Below are 14,980 nucleotides of genomic sequence, written 5' to 3' on the forward strand. Positions count from 1 at the left end.
CACCTCTTGAGCGCAAGGCCCCCTTGACCTTACCCCTTTAGTAAGGTTTACATTCGCCCCAACGTTTATGGGAGTTGTCCATGCTGTCATCGAGATTGCCCACTGTGCTCATCGCCCGGCTGTTGCTGGCGCTGGTGCTCGTGTGCAATCTGACCCTCTGCATCAGCTGGCACGGCGCCGCCCCCGACGACGGGGCCGCCATGGGGATGTCCGCCTCCATGGGCGGGGAACTCGCGGCCATGCAGAGCCTTGCCTGCCACGACAGCCAAGCCAGCCCCCAGAGTCAGGATGATTGCCAGATGCACGGCGGCCTCAGTGCTGGCGGTGCCGGCCTGCCCTTGCTAGCCGCCCTGCTGATCCTCTTTGCCCTGCCCCTGTTGTTGATGCCACGCCTCGGGGATCTCCTCGCCCTGGATCAGTGGCTGCGCAACCCCTTGCTGCGCCTGCGCGGTGCCCACCCTCCCTCCTGGCCCAGACGGCATCTGATGCTCTCTGTGCTGCGCCATTAGAAACATCTTCTACCGCTAGCCTGCGTGATGGCATGTCCATCGCCTAAAGCAATCCGTACCAGTCGATTATGTCGCTGGCATCCCGTTTGCCAACCAGGTCTGCCAACCGCGATCCCGCTCTCCATTCCCGTCGGCCCTTGTCAGGCCCGGCTATCGAACATGGCGGATCCCGGCCCGGCCTGACGGCTCGTCAGAAGAGAAGATGTACCATGTCATCAGCCAAGATTGCCGCGCCACGGCGCCCTGCGGGTCTTCCCGCCACCTGCCCGACTCTTGCGGGGAGGCAGCCATGAACAAGAACCTCATCCTCTGTGCCCTGCTGCTCGCCATCGGTGCCGGCGGCGGTTATCTGGCCGCCACCCGTCTAGGACAGGGCGCCAGCGCCGAGAAGACCCCCCTCTACTGGGTCAACCCCATGGATCCGCGCGACAAACGCGATGGCCCCGCCAAGGACAACATGGGGATGGACTTCATTCCCGTCTATGAAGAGAAACAAGGAGGGTCGCCCGGCACCGTCACCATCAACCCCCAGATCCAGCAGAACCTGGGAGTGCGGCTCGCGGCGGTGGAAAGGCTGCCCGTCCACCAGCAGATCGAGACCGTGGGTTATGTGGGTTATGACGAGGAGCGGCTGGAGGCCATCAACGCCCGCATGGCGGGCTGGATCCGCAACCTCGCCATCAAGAACGAGGGGCAGAAGGTGGCCAAGGGCAGCTTCATCTACGATCTCTACGCCCCGGATCTGGTGAATGCCCAGCACGAGTACCTGCTGGCGCTCAACACCACTAACCCCCTGCTGCTGCGCGCCGCCGAGGGCAAGTTGAAATCCCTGCAGGTGCCGGCGGATCAGATAGCCGCCCTCAAGCGCAGCCGCCAGGTGCAGGAGACCATCCGCATCTACGCCCCGAGCAGCGGCTATGTGTCTGAGCTGAAAGTGCGCGAAGGCCAGTATGTGGAGCCCGCCGCCCCCCTGTTCAACATCAGCACCCTCTCTCAGGTATGGGTCAGCGCCGAGGTGTTCGAACGCCAGGCCGCCCAGCTGAAGGTCGGGGACCCCGTCACCATGACCCTGGACTATGCCCCCGGCCGCCAGTGGCAGGGCAAGGTGGATTACCTCTATCCCACCCTGGATGCCCAGACCCGAACCCTCAAGGTACGCCTGCGCTTTGACAATCCGGACGAGTTCTTGAAACCCAACATGTTCGCCAAGGTGAGTATCCGAAGCGGCAACGGCGCTCCCCAGAACCTGGTTCCGAGCGAAGCGGTGATCCGTACCGGCAGCCAGAACCGGCTGGTGCTGGCCCTGGCGGATGGCGACTTCAAGTCGGTGGCCGTGACCCTGGGCCCCCAGTTTGGTGACAAGGTGGCCATCCTGGAGGGGGTCGAACCCGGCGATCGCATCGTCTCCTCGGCCCAGTTCCTGCTCGACTCCGAATCCAGCATCACCTCCGACTTCCAGCGCATGACCGCGATACGGCCCCAGCAGATCTGGACCCAGGGGGAGATCCAGGCGGTGGACCTTGCCGGTCGCACCCTGGGGGTCGCCCACCAGCCCATCCCCGAGTGGCAATGGCCCGCCATGGAGATGGACTTCACCGTCGCCGAGGACGTCGACATGAGCCAGCTGAAACAGGGCCAGAGCCTGCATCTGCAGGTGGAACAAGAAGGGGATGAGTACAAGATCGTCAACGTTCATATCGAGGATGCTGACAAAGCCGCCCCTGCCAACGATGACATGAAGAGCATGGATCACAGCCAGCACGACATGGGGGACAAATCATGAGCCCTGCCTTGATCCGCTGCGTTACCGGTCAGCCCTCCCAGCCACCCGCGGGCCCTGAGCGAGGAGCCACATCATGATCCCATCGATTATTCGCTGGTCCGTCGGCAACCGCTTCCTGGTGCTGCTGCTGACCCTCATGATCACCGCCTGGGGGCTCTGGTCGGTGAAACAGACCCCGGTGGACGCCCTGCCGGATCTCTCCGACGTCCAGGTGATCATCAAGACCTCCTACCCGGGCCAGGCGCCCCAGGTGGTGGAAGATCAGGTCACCTACCCCCTCACCACCGCCATGCTGGCGGTGCCGGGGGCTACCACGGTGCGCGGCTACTCCTTCTTCGGCGACTCCTTCGTCTATGTGCTGTTTGACGACAGCACCGATCTCTACTGGGCCCGGGCCCGGGTGCTGGAGTACCTGAGCCAGGTGGCCCCAAGCCTGCCCGCCTCTGCCCAGCCCCAGCTTGGCCCCGACGCCACCGGGGTGGGCTGGGTCTACCAGTACGCCCTGGTGGACAAAACCGGCAAGCACGACTTGAGCGAGCTCACCTCCCTGCAGAACTGGTTTCTGAAGTACGAGCTGCAGACGGTCAACGGGGTCTCCGAGGTCGCCACCGTGGGCGGCATGGTGCGCCAGTATCAGGTGCGGGTGGATCCGGACAAGCTGCGCGCCTACGGCATCCCGCTCTCCCTCATCCAGACCGCCATCGAGATGGGCAACCAGGAGACCGGTGCCTCCGTCATCGAGATGGCGGAAGCGGAATACATGGTGCGCTCCAACGGCTATCTGAAGAGCGTCGAGGATCTGAAACAGATCCCCCTCGGCACCAGCGTGCGGGGCGCCCCCCTGCTGCTCGGTGACGTGGCGGAGGTGATCACCGGCCCCCAGAGCCGCCGTGGCATCGCCGAGCTCAACGGCGAGGGGGAAGTGGTGGGCGGCATCATCGTCATGCGTTACGGCGAGAATGCCCAGCACACCATAGACGGGGTCAAGGCCCGCCTCGCCCAGCTCAAGTCCAGCCTGCCGGACGGGGTGGAAGTGGTCACCGTCTATGACCGCTCGGATCTCATCGCCCGCGCCATCGACAACCTCTCCGGCAAGCTCATCGAGGAGTTCGCCGTGGTGGTGCTGGTCTGTCTCGCCTTCCTGTTCCACCTGCGCTCCTCCCTGGTGGTGGTCATCTCCTTGCCCATCGCCATCCTGGTCGCCTTCATCGTCATGCACCTGCAGGGGATCAACGCCAACATCATGTCCCTTGGCGGCATCGCCATCGCCATCGGTGCCATGGTGGATGGCGCCATCGTGATGATAGAGAACGTCCACAAGCATATGGAGCGCACAGAGCTTAACGAGAAGAACCGCTGGCAGGTGATCGTCGAGGCGAGTATCGAGGTGGGCCCCGCCATCTTCTTCTCCCTGCTCATCATCACCATGAGCTTCCTGCCGGTGTTCGCCCTGGAGGCCCAGGAGGGACGCATGTTCCACCCGCTCGCCTACACCAAGACCTACGCCATGGCGGCGGCGGCCGGGCTCTCCATCACGCTCGTACCGGTCATCATGGGCTACTTCATCCGCGGCAGGGTCTTGCCCGAGCAGGCCAACCCGCTGAACCGGGGCCTGAGCAATGGCTATATTCCGCTACTCAATGCCGTGCTGGCACGCCCCAAGACCACCCTCGTCACGGCGTTGGTGGTGACTGTGGTGGGCTTCTGGCCGCTGCACTATCTGGGCTCCGAGTTCATACCGCCGTTCGATGAGGGGGACATCATGTACATGCCCACCACGGCGGCGAACATCTCGGTGGGCAAGGCGCGGGAGATCCTGCAGCAGACCGACAAGCTCATTCGCACCGTGCCCGAGGTACAGAACGTGTTCGGCAAGGCGGGCCGCGCCGACTCCGCCACCGATCCCGCCGATCTCGTGATGATGGAGACCAGCATACAGCTCAAGCCCCGCGATCAGTGGCGCCCGGGCATGACCCCGGAGAAGCTCAAAGAGGAGCTCGACTCCCTCATCCGCTTCCCCGGTCTCACCAACGCCTGGGTGCCTCCCATCAAGACCCGCATCGACATGCTGGCCACCGGTATCAAAACGCCGGTGGGCATCAAGATAGCGGGCCCCGACCTCAAGATCATTCAGGGGATAGGCCAACAGTTGGAGCAGATCGTCGGCAAGGTGCAGGGAGCATCGTCCGTCTACGCCGAGCGGGTGGCGGGCGGTCGCTATGTCAAGGTGGATATAGACCGTCTGAAGGCGGCGCGCTATGGCCTCAACATCGCCGAGGTGCAGGCGGTGCTCGCCACCGCGGTGGGGGGCATGGACGTGGGCCAAACCATAGAGGGGCGCGAACGCTATCCCATCAACTTGCGCTATCCCCAGAGCTATCGCGACTCGGTGGCAAGCCTGGAGCTGCTGCCCCTGGTGACCCCCAAAGGCGAGCGCATCGCCCTGGCGGACGTGGCCCGGGTCTATATCAGCGACGAGGCCCCCATGCTCAGGAGCGAGAACGCGCGTCTCAACGGCTGGGTCTACGTGGATATCCGGGACAGAGACATAGGATCCTTCGTGGCCGAGGCCAAGGCCGAGGTGGACAAGCAGCTGGTGCTGCCGGCGGGTTACGCCCTCACCTGGTCCGGGCAGTATGAGTACATGGAGCGGGCCAAGGCACGTCTGGCCTACGTGGTGCCCCTGACCCTCGCCATCATAGTGCTGCTGCTCTATCTCGCGTTCCGCCGCTTCCAGGAGGTGCTGCTCATCCTCATCACCTTGCCGCTCGCCGTGGTCGGGGGGATCTGGACCGTCTGGCTGCTGGACTTCAACCTCTCGGTGGCGGTGGGGGTCGGCTTTATCGCCCTGGCCGGGGTGGCGGTGGAAACCGGCGTGCTGATGCTGGTCTACCTCAACCACGCCTGGGACGATCTCGTCGCCCGCGGCAAGCCCACCCTGCAGGGCCTGCACGATGCCGTCATCCAGGGGGCCGCCCTGCGCCTGCGACCCAAGATGATGACGGTGGTGACCATCATCGCCGGCCTGTTGCCCATCATGTGGAGCCAGGGTACCGGCTCCGAGGTAATGCAGCGCATCGCCGCCCCCATGATCGGCGGCATGGTGACGGCCCTGGTGCTCACCCTGCTGGTCCTGCCGGCGGCCTTCTATCTGTGGCGACGCCGCGCCGTGGAACGGGCGCAAAGCGATGCCCAATGATCCGAACTCACTATCCAGACCCATTGAATGACAAGGAAAACATCATGAATATCAAAACATTGACCCTGACCCTCCTGCTCGGTTTCGCCTCCCTTCAGGCCCAGGCCGAGATGACCATGAACCACGAGGGGCACGACATGTCCCAGATGGCGGACAAGGAGATGGGGGACATGACCATGACCCGGGGGATCATCACCCGCATCGACAGCGAGAACGGCAAGGTGGGGATCAAGCACGAGGCCATCACCAACCTCAAGATGCCCCCCATGACCATGGTGTTCCGGATGGCGGATCCCGCCCTGCTGGAGGGGTTCAAGGCCGGGGATGCGGTGAACTTCCATGCCGCCAATCCGGCCGGCAAGCTGACGGTGACCATGATGCAGCAGCAGTAACGGCTGCCCAAAGCAATAAAAACGGCGGGATTATCCCGCCGTTTTTCTTTCTGACATCACAAGATGTGGTGATATCAGCCGCGAATATGTTCGATGAAGGCATCGATCTGCTCCCGGCTGCAGGCCGGGTTCATGAAGACCGCTTTTTCCCCCGCGATATAGGAGTACTTGCCCCGCTCGTCATACTCGGAGTGGGCCACCGCCTCCACCCAGTTGGTGTAGAGCCCCACCTTGCCGCGATGCTTGAACAGGTTGCGGTGATAGTCGGTGTTGCGTTGCAGCCGTGCCTTGTAGGCCGCATCCGTGCTGCGGGCCAGCTCGAAGGCGAACTCGGCCTCCGGATCCTGCACCCACTCCGGGTTGTAGATCTTGAAGCCCACGCTCGGCCCCTGGTTTTCCTGGGCCACCAGCTTGACGTTGCCGAGCTGGCTCAGGCGGAAGCGGAAGTAGTTGGCATTCTGCAGGCAGTGAGCCAGCACGGTGCGATAGCCCTCCACCCCCATGTAGTTGAGGGCCGCATAGGCGCCGAACAGGCCGCTCGCGCCGCGGGAACACTCGATGGTGGACTGCAGGTGGGTCTGACCCTGGATGTCCCGCTCGAAGTAGGAGAAGTTCTCCGGATCGTTCTCCATCGCCTTGAGATCGTCCTGCTCCTTGATCATCACCAGACTGGAGGTGTAGGGCACATAGCCCCACTTCTGGAAGTCGACGGTGAAGGAGTCGGCGTATTTGAGCTCCGCAAAGCGCGCCACGTTGCGCTCAATCCCGGCCAGGGTGGCGGCGTTGATGGCGAGCGGGTTGGCGGCAAAATCGTAATCCAGGAAGAAGATCATCGACCAGCCGATGGCGGCATCCACGTGGATGTGGGGCTTGACCGCCACCTCGAAGCGCTCGCACAGCCGATCCCGCAGTGCCACCACGGGTTTGACCTGATCCACCCCGAAGGTATCGGTGGTGCCCATGGTGAGCATGATGGTGGGTACCACGTGCTTGAGGGCAAAGCAGGCGGTCAGGGTGCGCTCGAGATCCACCAGATCGATGTCGTTGTTCTCGCCGACCTGGATGCGGATGGTCTTGTTCTCGATGTCCACCCCGAGCAGGGAGAGGTTGGTGATGTTGGAGTAGTGGCCGCCCTGGGAGTTGATGATGCGGTAGTCCTGATAATGGCCGAGCCCCTTGTGCTTGGCTTCCGGCAGGCTCTTGCGGATGCCGAGCAGGTAGCCGTAGAGGTTACAGAACGTCCCCCCCTGGGTGAAGATGCCGGTAGCACGCTCGGGATCGTACCCCGCCAGCAGGGCTATCTGGCGCACCACCTTTTTCTCCAGCTCTTCCGCCACCCCGGCGTACTCGGAATAGACCAGGTTCGGGTTCGCGAGAATGCCCATCTGGGCGCCATAGATGGCGGGATCCGCCGACATGGTGATGACGTTCTCCACGCTGGCGGGGTTTTCCCAGTCTTTGGAGAGGGCCCCGGCGAACAAGAGCTCGGTCATGGGCTCGCCCGGCGCGCGCATGGCTTGCGGCACCGGCATGGTCTCGCAGAGATCCGCGAGGCGGGCGTGGCCATCCGGCCAGGCGTTCAGCCGCGCATCCGGGGCAAGGCCGCGGGCGCGAAACTCGTTGAGGGTGGCGAAACCGGGCTCGCGAAACACCGGCCAGAGCTCGGGATTGCGGGAGAAGTAGTGAGCCTTGACGGTGGCGAAGCGGGCGGCGAAGGCGGGGGAGACGGCGTTGACGCCGTCATCTTTCAGATAAACCAGGTCACTCATGTTGATACCATTTGGACTGCAACGATGGGTCCGGTTATACCCGCAGGGCTGCATTTGAAACAGCGACAATAACTAATGGCCTGCCCTACTTTTTATCATGCCCCAGTCAGGGCAAGGGCTGGCTGCAAGGGGCCGTCCCCGGCCCGTGACCGTTTCGTGATCCCGCTCTCACCCGCCGTGATGCCGCGCCGGGGCGAGTAACCCGGCAGGCCTGATGCAGCCCCGGGTTCAGCACCTGGCACCGGCCCGATTTAGCGCAGCGCCGCCACCAGCCAGCCTTGAAGCTCGGCCAGCTCGGCCGTCTGCCCAGGAAACGCCTGCTGCAGCTCGCTGAGCAAAGCGCCGATGGCCTCCGGCCGATAGGCGATGCCGGGCAGCCGCTCGGCCAGGGCATCCAGGGGTGCGGGATCCAGGCTGTCGCTGAAGATCTGCACCCGGCCGATGACCCCTTTCTCCACATCGAAGTGCAGCTCCACCCCGCCCCAGCCGAAGCGCTCATCCAGCTGATGACTGAAAGACGGCGCATGGCCGAAGTTCCACTCCCAACTGCGCTGGCGGGCGAAGGTCTCGGCAAAGCCCGGCAAGTCCGGCAGCCGCTCGGGGGAGATATGCTCGGGTTGAACCCGCTCGCCGTAATAGGCGAAGAAGGCTTCAAGGAGGGCCTCACTCACCCGCTCATGGTCGACTCCCGGCAGCAGTTCGCTCAGGTTGGCGACCCGGCTGCGCACCGAGGTGATGCCCTTGGCCGCGAGCTTCTTCGGATCCGGGTTCAGGTAGTTGGCGAGGCGGCTGAGATCGGCGTCCAGCAGCAGGGTGCCGTGGTGAAAGCCGCGATCATGGGTCTCCCGATAGGCCGAACCCGATACCTTGCGATCCCCGTCCGGGGTCGCCACCAGCAGATCGTTGCGACCGGAGGCGAAGGCCTCCACCCCCAGCCGCTTCAGGGCATCCAGCACGATGGCGGTGGAGATGCTCTTGTCATAGCCGGGCTTGCCCGCCATGAAGGTGAAGCAGCTGTTGCCGAGATCATGGAACACGGCGCCGCCGCCGCTGCTGCGCCTGGCCAGGGTCACCCCGTCCTCCTCCATACGGCGGGTGTTGCACTCCTTCCAGGGATTCTGGGCACGGCCTATGACCACTGTATTGGCGTTGCGCCACAGGAAGAGCACCCGCTGGCGCGGATCCATCTGGCGGAAGATGCACTCCTCCACCGCCAGGTTGAACAGGGGATCGTGAGAGTCGGAGATGAGCAGGCGCAGAGGGAGCATGGGCAAGCCTTGTTCGGAGTATGGGAGCCCGATACTACCACCTCGGGCCGGAAGATGGGCCCTGCCCACGCGGGAATACCGGGATCAAGGAGCCCGTTGCCAGCCCCTGTCCACCAGCAGCACCCCCACCACCATGGCGATGACGAAGAGCCCGATCAGGGGCTGGCCAGCGGTGACCAGCGCCAGGGCCGGCCCCGGGCAGATGCCTGCCATGCCCCAGCCGATGCCAAAGAGGGCGGCTCCACCGAGCAGGCGGCCATCCAGGGTCGGTGCGGGCACATCGGCGATGGGAGCCCCCGACAGGCTCTGGCGGCGAGGCCGTATCAACAGGAAGTACCCCGGCATGAACACCAGCAGGGCGCCCCCCATCACGAAGGCCAGACTGGGATCCCAGGCTCCGGCGAGATCGAGAAAACCCAGCACTCTCGCGGGATCCACCATGCCGGAGAGGGCAAGACCCAGCCCGAACAGCAGGCCACAGAGCAGGCTCGTCAAACGTTCCATGGTGACTTCCTCACAGCAGGTGGCGGCTGACAAACACGGTGAGCACCGCGGTCGCCATGAAGACGAGGGTGGCGACCAGGGAGCGGCGCGACAGTCGCCCCACCCCGCAGATGCCGTGGCCGCTGGTGCAGCCGTTGCCAAGACGGGTGCCTACCCCCACCAGCAGACCCGCCAAGGCGACCCTGGGCCAGGGGGGCAGCACCGCCAGGGTCGGCAGGCTGGCCCAGCCGAGGGCGAAGGCCGGCAGGGCACCATCGGCCAGTCCCAGCAGGAACAGCCAGCGCCAGCCTCCCCGCTCCTGCAGTGCCCCCGCCAGTATGCCGCTGATCCCGGCCACCCGGCCGTTGACCAGCATCAGCAGCAGGGCGGACACACCGATCAACATGCCGCCCCCGAGGGCAAACAACCACTGGCTTTCAAACATGGGACTCTCCTGCCTGAGGGAAATGGGGGCACGCTCCGCTCGCAACGCTGGCGGAGCGGGCCCTGCCGTTTAATTAGATATCGCTAATGCAAGCCATTCTATCGCCGCACCCAACATTAGCAATATCTAATTTACGGCCACCATCGAGGCCAGGCTCTCTGCCCGGCCGGGAGTTGGCACCAACAACGCCAGGCACCGGAAAGGTGTTTCCAGATGTTGCTGCGCCGCCCCCATCCTTTACCTTGGCGGCCCGGATCTGTACCATCTTGCCGTTCATTCACAGCGGAGACCATCAGTGGGCAACTCATCAAGTGACAGTAGCAAGCCGGCCATGGGCGTCGGCAGCCAGGTCGCGAGCTAGCCGCAGCAATCGTTCTGCCGCGCCTCGCACCCCGCGAGAGGCGAGCATCTCCTCCCTTTCTCTTTTTACACTTGACGTCAAGTGACCGGCTGCAAGCACCGGACACCTTGCCTGCATAGTTTCTGCTTCCCACAAGGAGGCTGCTATGCGTTTTGTTTCAACCCGTTTTGCTTCAATGCCCGCCCGCACTGCCGTGCGCCGCGCTCACACCCTGCTCGACAAGCTGGGGCTCGCTGCCCTGTCACGCAGGCTGACAAAACCCAAATCCCAGCACTACCGGCTGCGGATCCGCTGCCAGGGCCGGGCCGACATGCTCCCCGTACTGGCGCTGGTGGCTCATACCCTGCAACCAGCGGGGCTAGTGCCCTCGCAATCCATGAGACCGGGACGCGACGGGGGACGGGAGCTGGTACTGGATCTCTACTGCACCCCGCCCCAGCGCCGCTACCTGGTGCAGTTCGTGCACCAGGCCGGGCTCAGCCACCCGGTACGCTGGGAGCTACGCCCGGGACCCTGATCCCGGACTCAGGCGTCAGGGCGCAGAGAAGCGTCGCAAGCCCCCGGGTGCCGGGGGCCTTCTCATCATTCACGGCCAGCCACCCTGGGTGCTGGCTGCCTCGATCCGTGCAACATTTTCATCTGCCATGATGGCCTTCCACGCACGGGTCTGTCTTTCACTCTGCACATGACAGGTGTTTCATCTGCCATCTCGAAGGCCATCGTCATCAAGAGGAGTACGCCATGAGAATGTGGCAACAATTTGACCTGCTGGCCCTGACAGATACCCTGGCCAGTCTGCTGCTGGCCTTCGTGCTCGGCAGCCTGGTGGGGCTGGAGCGCCAGTACCGACAGCGCACCGCGGGCCTGCGCACCAACGTGCTGGTGGCCGTGGGGGCGGCCCTGTTCGTCAATCTGGCCCAGCGCATCTATGACCTGCACGGGGGCAGCTACGGCGTGGTCCACGTGGTGGCCTATATCGTCTCCGGCATCGGCTTCCTCGGCGCCGGCGTCATCATGCGGGAATCGGGCAACATCCGCGGCATCAACACCGCCGCCACCCTCTGGGGGGTGGCCGCCGTGGGGGCCGCCTGCGGTGCCGGCTTCGCCATGGAGGCCATACTCGGCGCCCTCTTCGTGCTGGCCGCCAACACCCTGCTGCGCCCTCTGGTCAATCAGATCAACCGCCACCCGGTGGACAACGAGGATACCGAGCTGACCTATCGCGTCACCGCCCTCATCCGCCGCACCCACCAGAAAGAGGTGCTGCCCTGGCTGGAGCAGCAGCTGGAGCAGGCCAACTACCCCCTGAGCGAGCTCGATATCGAGCCGTTCGGGGAGCAGGATCTGGAGATCTCCGCCGTGCTGCTCGCCACTTCCATCGACGGCGACGAGCTGGACGCCCTGATGAAGACCCTGGGCCAGCATCCCCGCATCAAGCAGGTGTTCTGGCGCACCAGTACCACGGATTGAGCGCAGCTCGAACGGAGAGGAACACGGGAAACAAGCAAAAAGAAAGCCGGCACTGGGCCGGCTTTCTCACATCACTCGCGTGATCACTTGGTCAGGTCATCGAAGAAGCGTTTCACCCCTTCGAAGAAGCCTTCCGATTTGGGCTTGTGGGTCTTGGCGGCAGCGCCGCTGAAGGACTCGTCCAGCTGGCGCAGCAGATCTTTCTGGGTGTCGGTCAGCTTGACCGGAGTCTCGATGACCACCTTGCACATCAGATCGCCGACCTGGCCGGAGCGCACGGACTTGACGCCCTTGCCCCGCAGGCGGAACAGCTTGCCGGTCTGGGTCTCGGCGGTCACCTTGAGCTTCACCCGGCCATCCAGGGTCGGCACTTCGATCTCGCCGCCAAGGGCCGCGGTGGTGAAGCTGATGGGCACTTCGCAGTAGAGATCGTTGCCATCGCGCACGAAGATCTCGTGCTCCTTGACGTGGACCTGTACGTAGAGATCCCCGGCCGATGCACCGGCTTCCCCCGCTTCCCCTTCGCCGGAGAGACGGATGCGATCGCCGGTGTCGACACCCGCCGGGATCTTGACCGACAGGGTCTTGGTCTTCTGGTAGCGACCTTCCCCATGACACTTGCGGCAGGGATCCTTGATGATCTTGCCACGACCGTGACAGTGCGGGCAGGCCTGCTGCACCGCGAAGAAGCCCTGACGCATCTGCACCTGACCGGCACCGTGGCAGGTCGGGCAGGTCTGGGCCGTGCTGCCGGTGTGGGCACCGGAGCCGTTGCAGACCTCGCAGTGGACCTGGGTCGGGATCTTGATCTCCTTGGAGACCCCGCGCACCGCCTCTTCCAATGTCAGCTCCATGTTGTAGCGAAGGTCGGAGCCACGGGCCGGGCCACGACGGCCACCACCCCGACCACCGAAGATGTCGCCAAACACATCGCCGAAGATGTCACCGAAATCGGCACCGCCGCCGAAGCCGCCGTGACCGCCACCCTGGCTCTGATCCACACCGGCATGACCGTACTGGTCATAGCGGGCACGCAGGTTCTCGTCGGTCAGGACCTCGTAGGCTTCCTTGACCTCTTTGAACTTCTCTTCGGCGGCCGCATCACCCTGGTTGCGATCGGGGTGATACTTCATCGCCAGACGCTTGTACGCCTTCTTGATCTCGCGCTCGTCGGCACCTTTTGCCACCCCGAGCACTTCATAGAAATCGCGCTTCGACATACTCATCCTGTTGCTATATCAGCAGTTACGCAGACGGGCGTTGGTCACCCAACGCCCGTAAATTCATCGACCAAGCCGCCGGGCGAAGTGGCTTCGCCCGACTGGGTGTGGCTTATTTCTTGTCGTCTTTCACTTCTTCGAACTCGGCGTCGACCACGTCGTCGTCAGCCTTGGCAGAAGAAGCCTGACCGGCGTCAGCACCGGCGGCGCCTTGCGCCTGGGCCTGCTGCTGGGCAATCTCCATCAGCTTCTGGGACGCTTCCATCAGAGCCTGTTGCTTGGCTTCGATGGCGGCCTTGTCGTCACCCTTGATGGCGCTTTCCAGCTCGGACAGGGCAGTCTCGATCTTGGTCTTGTCGTCGGCAGGCAGGGCTTCACCGGCTTCGGTAACCTGCTTGCGCACGGAGTGGACCAGACCGTCAGCCTGGTTGCGAGTCTGCACCAGCTCTTCGAACTTCTTGTCCTCGGCCGCGTTGGCTTCGGCTTCGCGCACCATGCGTTCGATCTCGTCATCAGACAGACCGGAGGAGGCCTGGATGGTAATCTTCTGCTCCTTGTTGGTCTCCTTGTCTTTGGCGGAGACGTGCAGGATGCCGTTGGCGTCGATGTCGAAGGTCACTTCGATCTGCGGCAGACCGCGCGGTGCCGGGCGGATGCCTTCCAGGTTGAACTGGCCCAGGGACTTGTTGTCGCTGGCGCGCTTGCGCTCACCCTGCAGCACGTGAATGGTCACGGCAGACTGGTTGTCTTCGGCGGTGGAGAACACCTGGGACTTCTTGGTCGGGATGGTGGTGTTCTTCTCAATCAGCGCGGTCATCACGCTACCCATGGTTTCGATACCCAGGGAGAGCGGGGTGACGTCCAGCAGCAGTACGTCGGTCTTGTCACCGGACAGTACGGCACCCTGGATGGCGGCGCCCATGGCCACGGCTTCGTCCGGGTTGACGTCTTTACGCGGCTCTTTGCCGAAGAAGTCGGCAACAGTCTTCTGAACCAGCGGCATACGGGTCTGACCGCCCACCAGGATGACGTCGTCCACTTCAGACACGGACAGGCCGGAGTCTTTCAGGGCGACACGGACCGGCTCCAGGGAGTCCTTGACCATGTCTTCCACCAGGGATTCCAGCTTGGCGCGGGTCACCTTGATGTTCATGTGCTTCGGACCGGTGGCATCTGCGGTGATATACGGCAGGTTCACGTCGGTCTGCTGAGCGGAAGAGAGCTCGATCTTCGCCTTCTCGGCGGCGTCTTTCAGACGTTGCAGGGCCAGTTGGTCCTTGCGCAGGTCGATGCCCTGCTCACGCTTGAACTCGTCAACCAGGTAGTTGATGACGCGGTTGTCGAAGTCTTCACCACCCAGGTGGGTGTTACCGTTGGTTGCCAGTACTTCGAAGGTGGTTTCACCTTCCACTTCGTCGATCTCGATGATGGAGATATCGAAGGTACCACCACCCAGGTCGTATACGGCGACCTTGCGCTCACCCTTGACCTTGTTCACGCCGTAGGCGAAGGCCGCGGCGGTCGGTTCGTTGATGATGCGCTTGACGTCCAGACCCGCGATGCGACCGGCATCCTTGGTAGCCTGACGCTGGGCGTCGTTGAAGTAGGCCGGTACTGTGATGACCGCTTCGGTCACCGGCTCGCCCAGGTAATCCTCGGCGGTCTTCTTCATCTTTTTCAGCACTTCGGCAGAGATCTGCGGCGGTGCCATCTTCTTGCCTTTCACTTCAACCCAGGCGTCACCGTTGTCAGCCTTGGCGATGGCGTACGGCATGATCTCCAGATCGCGCTGCACTTCGTCATCTTCGAAACGACGGCCGATCAGACGCTTGATGGCGAACAGCGTGTTCTTCGGGTTGGTGATGGCCTGACGCTTAGCCGGCTGACCAACCAGGATTTCGCCGTCATCGGCATAGGCAATGATGGACGGAGTAGTACGGTCGCCTTCCGCGTTCTCGATCACGCGAGCATTATCGCCATCCAGAATAGCGACACAGGAGTTGGTAGTACCCAGGTCAATACCGATGATTTTACCCATTTGACGAATCTCCAAATACTTTGAATAAACTGGCGAGGGGCTC

Annotated in this window: 12 protein-coding genes; 6 read left to right on the forward strand and 6 right to left on the reverse strand. The window is 63.4% G+C overall.

The genetic code is table 11. From position 1 onward, the window contains the following. The first annotated feature begins 80 nt into the window (after window positions 1–80). The 4 genes from ABNP46_RS14405 to ABNP46_RS14420 all read left to right on the forward strand — a co-directional run bounded on the left by ABNP46_RS14405 (window position 81) and on the right by ABNP46_RS14420 (window position 5,883). A complete protein-coding gene (locus ABNP46_RS14405) occupies window positions 81–509 on the forward strand; it encodes a hypothetical protein (RefSeq protein WP_349918694.1) in 429 nt (142 codons plus the stop codon). A gap of 289 nt (window positions 510–798) precedes the next feature. Next, a complete protein-coding gene (locus ABNP46_RS14410; protein ID WP_349918696.1) occupies window positions 799–2,292 on the forward strand; it encodes an efflux RND transporter periplasmic adaptor subunit in 1,494 nt (497 codons plus the stop codon). Between the two features lie 73 nt (window positions 2,293–2,365). Beyond that, window positions 2,366–5,491 (forward strand): efflux RND transporter permease subunit, encoded by a 3,126-nt coding sequence (locus ABNP46_RS14415; RefSeq protein ID WP_349918698.1) that lies wholly within the window; start codon window positions 2,366–2,368, stop codon window positions 5,489–5,491. Between the two features lie 44 nt (window positions 5,492–5,535). Further along, window positions 5,536–5,883 (forward strand): copper-binding protein, encoded by a 348-nt coding sequence (locus tag ABNP46_RS14420; RefSeq protein WP_349918699.1) that lies wholly within the window; start codon window positions 5,536–5,538, stop codon window positions 5,881–5,883. Between the two features lie 74 nt (window positions 5,884–5,957). Here ABNP46_RS14420 and ABNP46_RS14425 read toward each other — a convergent pair whose 3' ends face one another. From ABNP46_RS14425 to ABNP46_RS14440, 4 genes are all read right to left on the reverse strand, one after another. Further along, complete coding sequence (locus ABNP46_RS14425) at window positions 5,958–7,652, reverse strand: pyridoxal phosphate-dependent decarboxylase family protein (RefSeq protein ID WP_349918700.1); 1,695 nt, start codon at window positions 7,650–7,652, stop codon at window positions 5,958–5,960. A 251-nt stretch (window positions 7,653–7,903) separates the two neighbouring features. Beyond that, window positions 7,904–8,920 carry a lipoate--protein ligase A gene (locus ABNP46_RS14430; RefSeq protein WP_349918701.1) on the reverse strand — a complete coding sequence of 339 codons (1,017 nt, stop codon included), beginning with the start codon at window positions 8,918–8,920 and terminating at the stop codon, window positions 7,904–7,906. An 84-nt stretch (window positions 8,921–9,004) separates the two neighbouring features. After that, the gene (locus ABNP46_RS14435; protein WP_349918702.1) at window positions 9,005–9,424 is read right to left on the reverse strand and encodes a YeeE/YedE family protein; all 420 of its coding nucleotides are present in this window, start codon (window positions 9,422–9,424) and stop codon (window positions 9,005–9,007) included. Between the two features lie 10 nt (window positions 9,425–9,434). Beyond that, window positions 9,435–9,848, reverse strand: a complete 414-nt coding sequence (locus tag ABNP46_RS14440) for a YeeE/YedE family protein (protein WP_349918704.1) — start codon at window positions 9,846–9,848, stop codon at window positions 9,435–9,437. A gap of 506 nt (window positions 9,849–10,354) precedes the next feature. Here ABNP46_RS14440 and ABNP46_RS14445 point away from each other — a divergent pair. Both ABNP46_RS14445 and ABNP46_RS14450 read left to right on the forward strand, forming a co-directional pair. Further along, window positions 10,355–10,726 carry a hypothetical protein gene (locus ABNP46_RS14445; protein WP_434476150.1) on the forward strand — a complete coding sequence of 124 codons (372 nt, stop codon included), beginning with the start codon at window positions 10,355–10,357 and terminating at the stop codon, window positions 10,724–10,726. 224 nt (window positions 10,727–10,950) lie between these two features. Continuing rightward, entirely contained in the window at window positions 10,951–11,679 is a 729-nt protein-coding gene (locus tag ABNP46_RS14450; RefSeq protein ID WP_349918705.1) for an MgtC/SapB family protein, read from the forward strand. A gap of 83 nt (window positions 11,680–11,762) precedes the next feature. On the opposite strand, the gene dnaJ is transcribed toward ABNP46_RS14450, so the two are convergent. Continuing rightward, window positions 11,763–12,899: a molecular chaperone DnaJ gene (gene dnaJ / locus ABNP46_RS14455; RefSeq protein WP_349918706.1), complete on the reverse strand. Its 1,137-nt coding sequence runs from the start codon at window positions 12,897–12,899 to the stop codon at window positions 11,763–11,765. 112 nt (window positions 12,900–13,011) lie between these two features. Next, a complete protein-coding gene (gene dnaK, locus ABNP46_RS14460) occupies window positions 13,012–14,937 on the reverse strand; it encodes a molecular chaperone DnaK (protein ID WP_349918707.1) in 1,926 nt (641 codons plus the stop codon). Between the last annotated feature and the right edge of the window lie 43 nt (window positions 14,938–14,980).

It is taken from the genome of Aeromonas veronii (assembly GCF_040215105.1).
Taxonomy (GTDB): domain Bacteria; phylum Pseudomonadota; class Gammaproteobacteria; order Enterobacterales; family Aeromonadaceae; genus Aeromonas; species Aeromonas veronii_G.

Bases quoted from the DNA above. Each gene is read 5' to 3' on its own strand.
- ABNP46_RS14405 (WP_349918694.1), top strand. From the start codon at position 81: ATGCTGTCATCGAGATTGCCCACTGTGCTCATCGCCCGGCTGTTGCTG.
- ABNP46_RS14450 (WP_349918705.1), top strand. From the start codon at position 10,951: ATGAGAATGTGGCAACAATTTGACCTGCTGGCCCTGACAGATACCCTG.
- dnaJ (WP_349918706.1), bottom strand. From the start codon at position 12,899: ATGTCGAAGCGCGATTTCTATGAAGTGCTCGGGGTGGCAAAAGGTGCC.
- dnaK (WP_349918707.1), bottom strand. From the start codon at position 14,937: ATGGGTAAAATCATCGGTATTGACCTGGGTACTACCAACTCCTGTGTC.
- ABNP46_RS14415 (WP_349918698.1), top strand. From the start codon at position 2,366: ATGATCCCATCGATTATTCGCTGGTCCGTCGGCAACCGCTTCCTGGTG.
- ABNP46_RS14410 (WP_349918696.1), top strand. From the start codon at position 799: ATGAACAAGAACCTCATCCTCTGTGCCCTGCTGCTCGCCATCGGTGCC.
- ABNP46_RS14420 (WP_349918699.1), top strand. From the start codon at position 5,536: ATGAATATCAAAACATTGACCCTGACCCTCCTGCTCGGTTTCGCCTCC.
- ABNP46_RS14435 (WP_349918702.1), bottom strand. From the start codon at position 9,424: ATGGAACGTTTGACGAGCCTGCTCTGTGGCCTGCTGTTCGGGCTGGGT.
- ABNP46_RS14440 (WP_349918704.1), bottom strand. From the start codon at position 9,848: ATGTTTGAAAGCCAGTGGTTGTTTGCCCTCGGGGGCGGCATGTTGATC.
- ABNP46_RS14425 (WP_349918700.1), bottom strand. From the start codon at position 7,652: ATGAGTGACCTGGTTTATCTGAAAGATGACGGCGTCAACGCCGTCTCC.
- ABNP46_RS14430 (WP_349918701.1), bottom strand. From the start codon at position 8,920: ATGCTCCCTCTGCGCCTGCTCATCTCCGACTCTCACGATCCCCTGTTC.
- ABNP46_RS14445 (WP_434476150.1), top strand. From the start codon at position 10,355: ATGCGTTTTGTTTCAACCCGTTTTGCTTCAATGCCCGCCCGCACTGCC.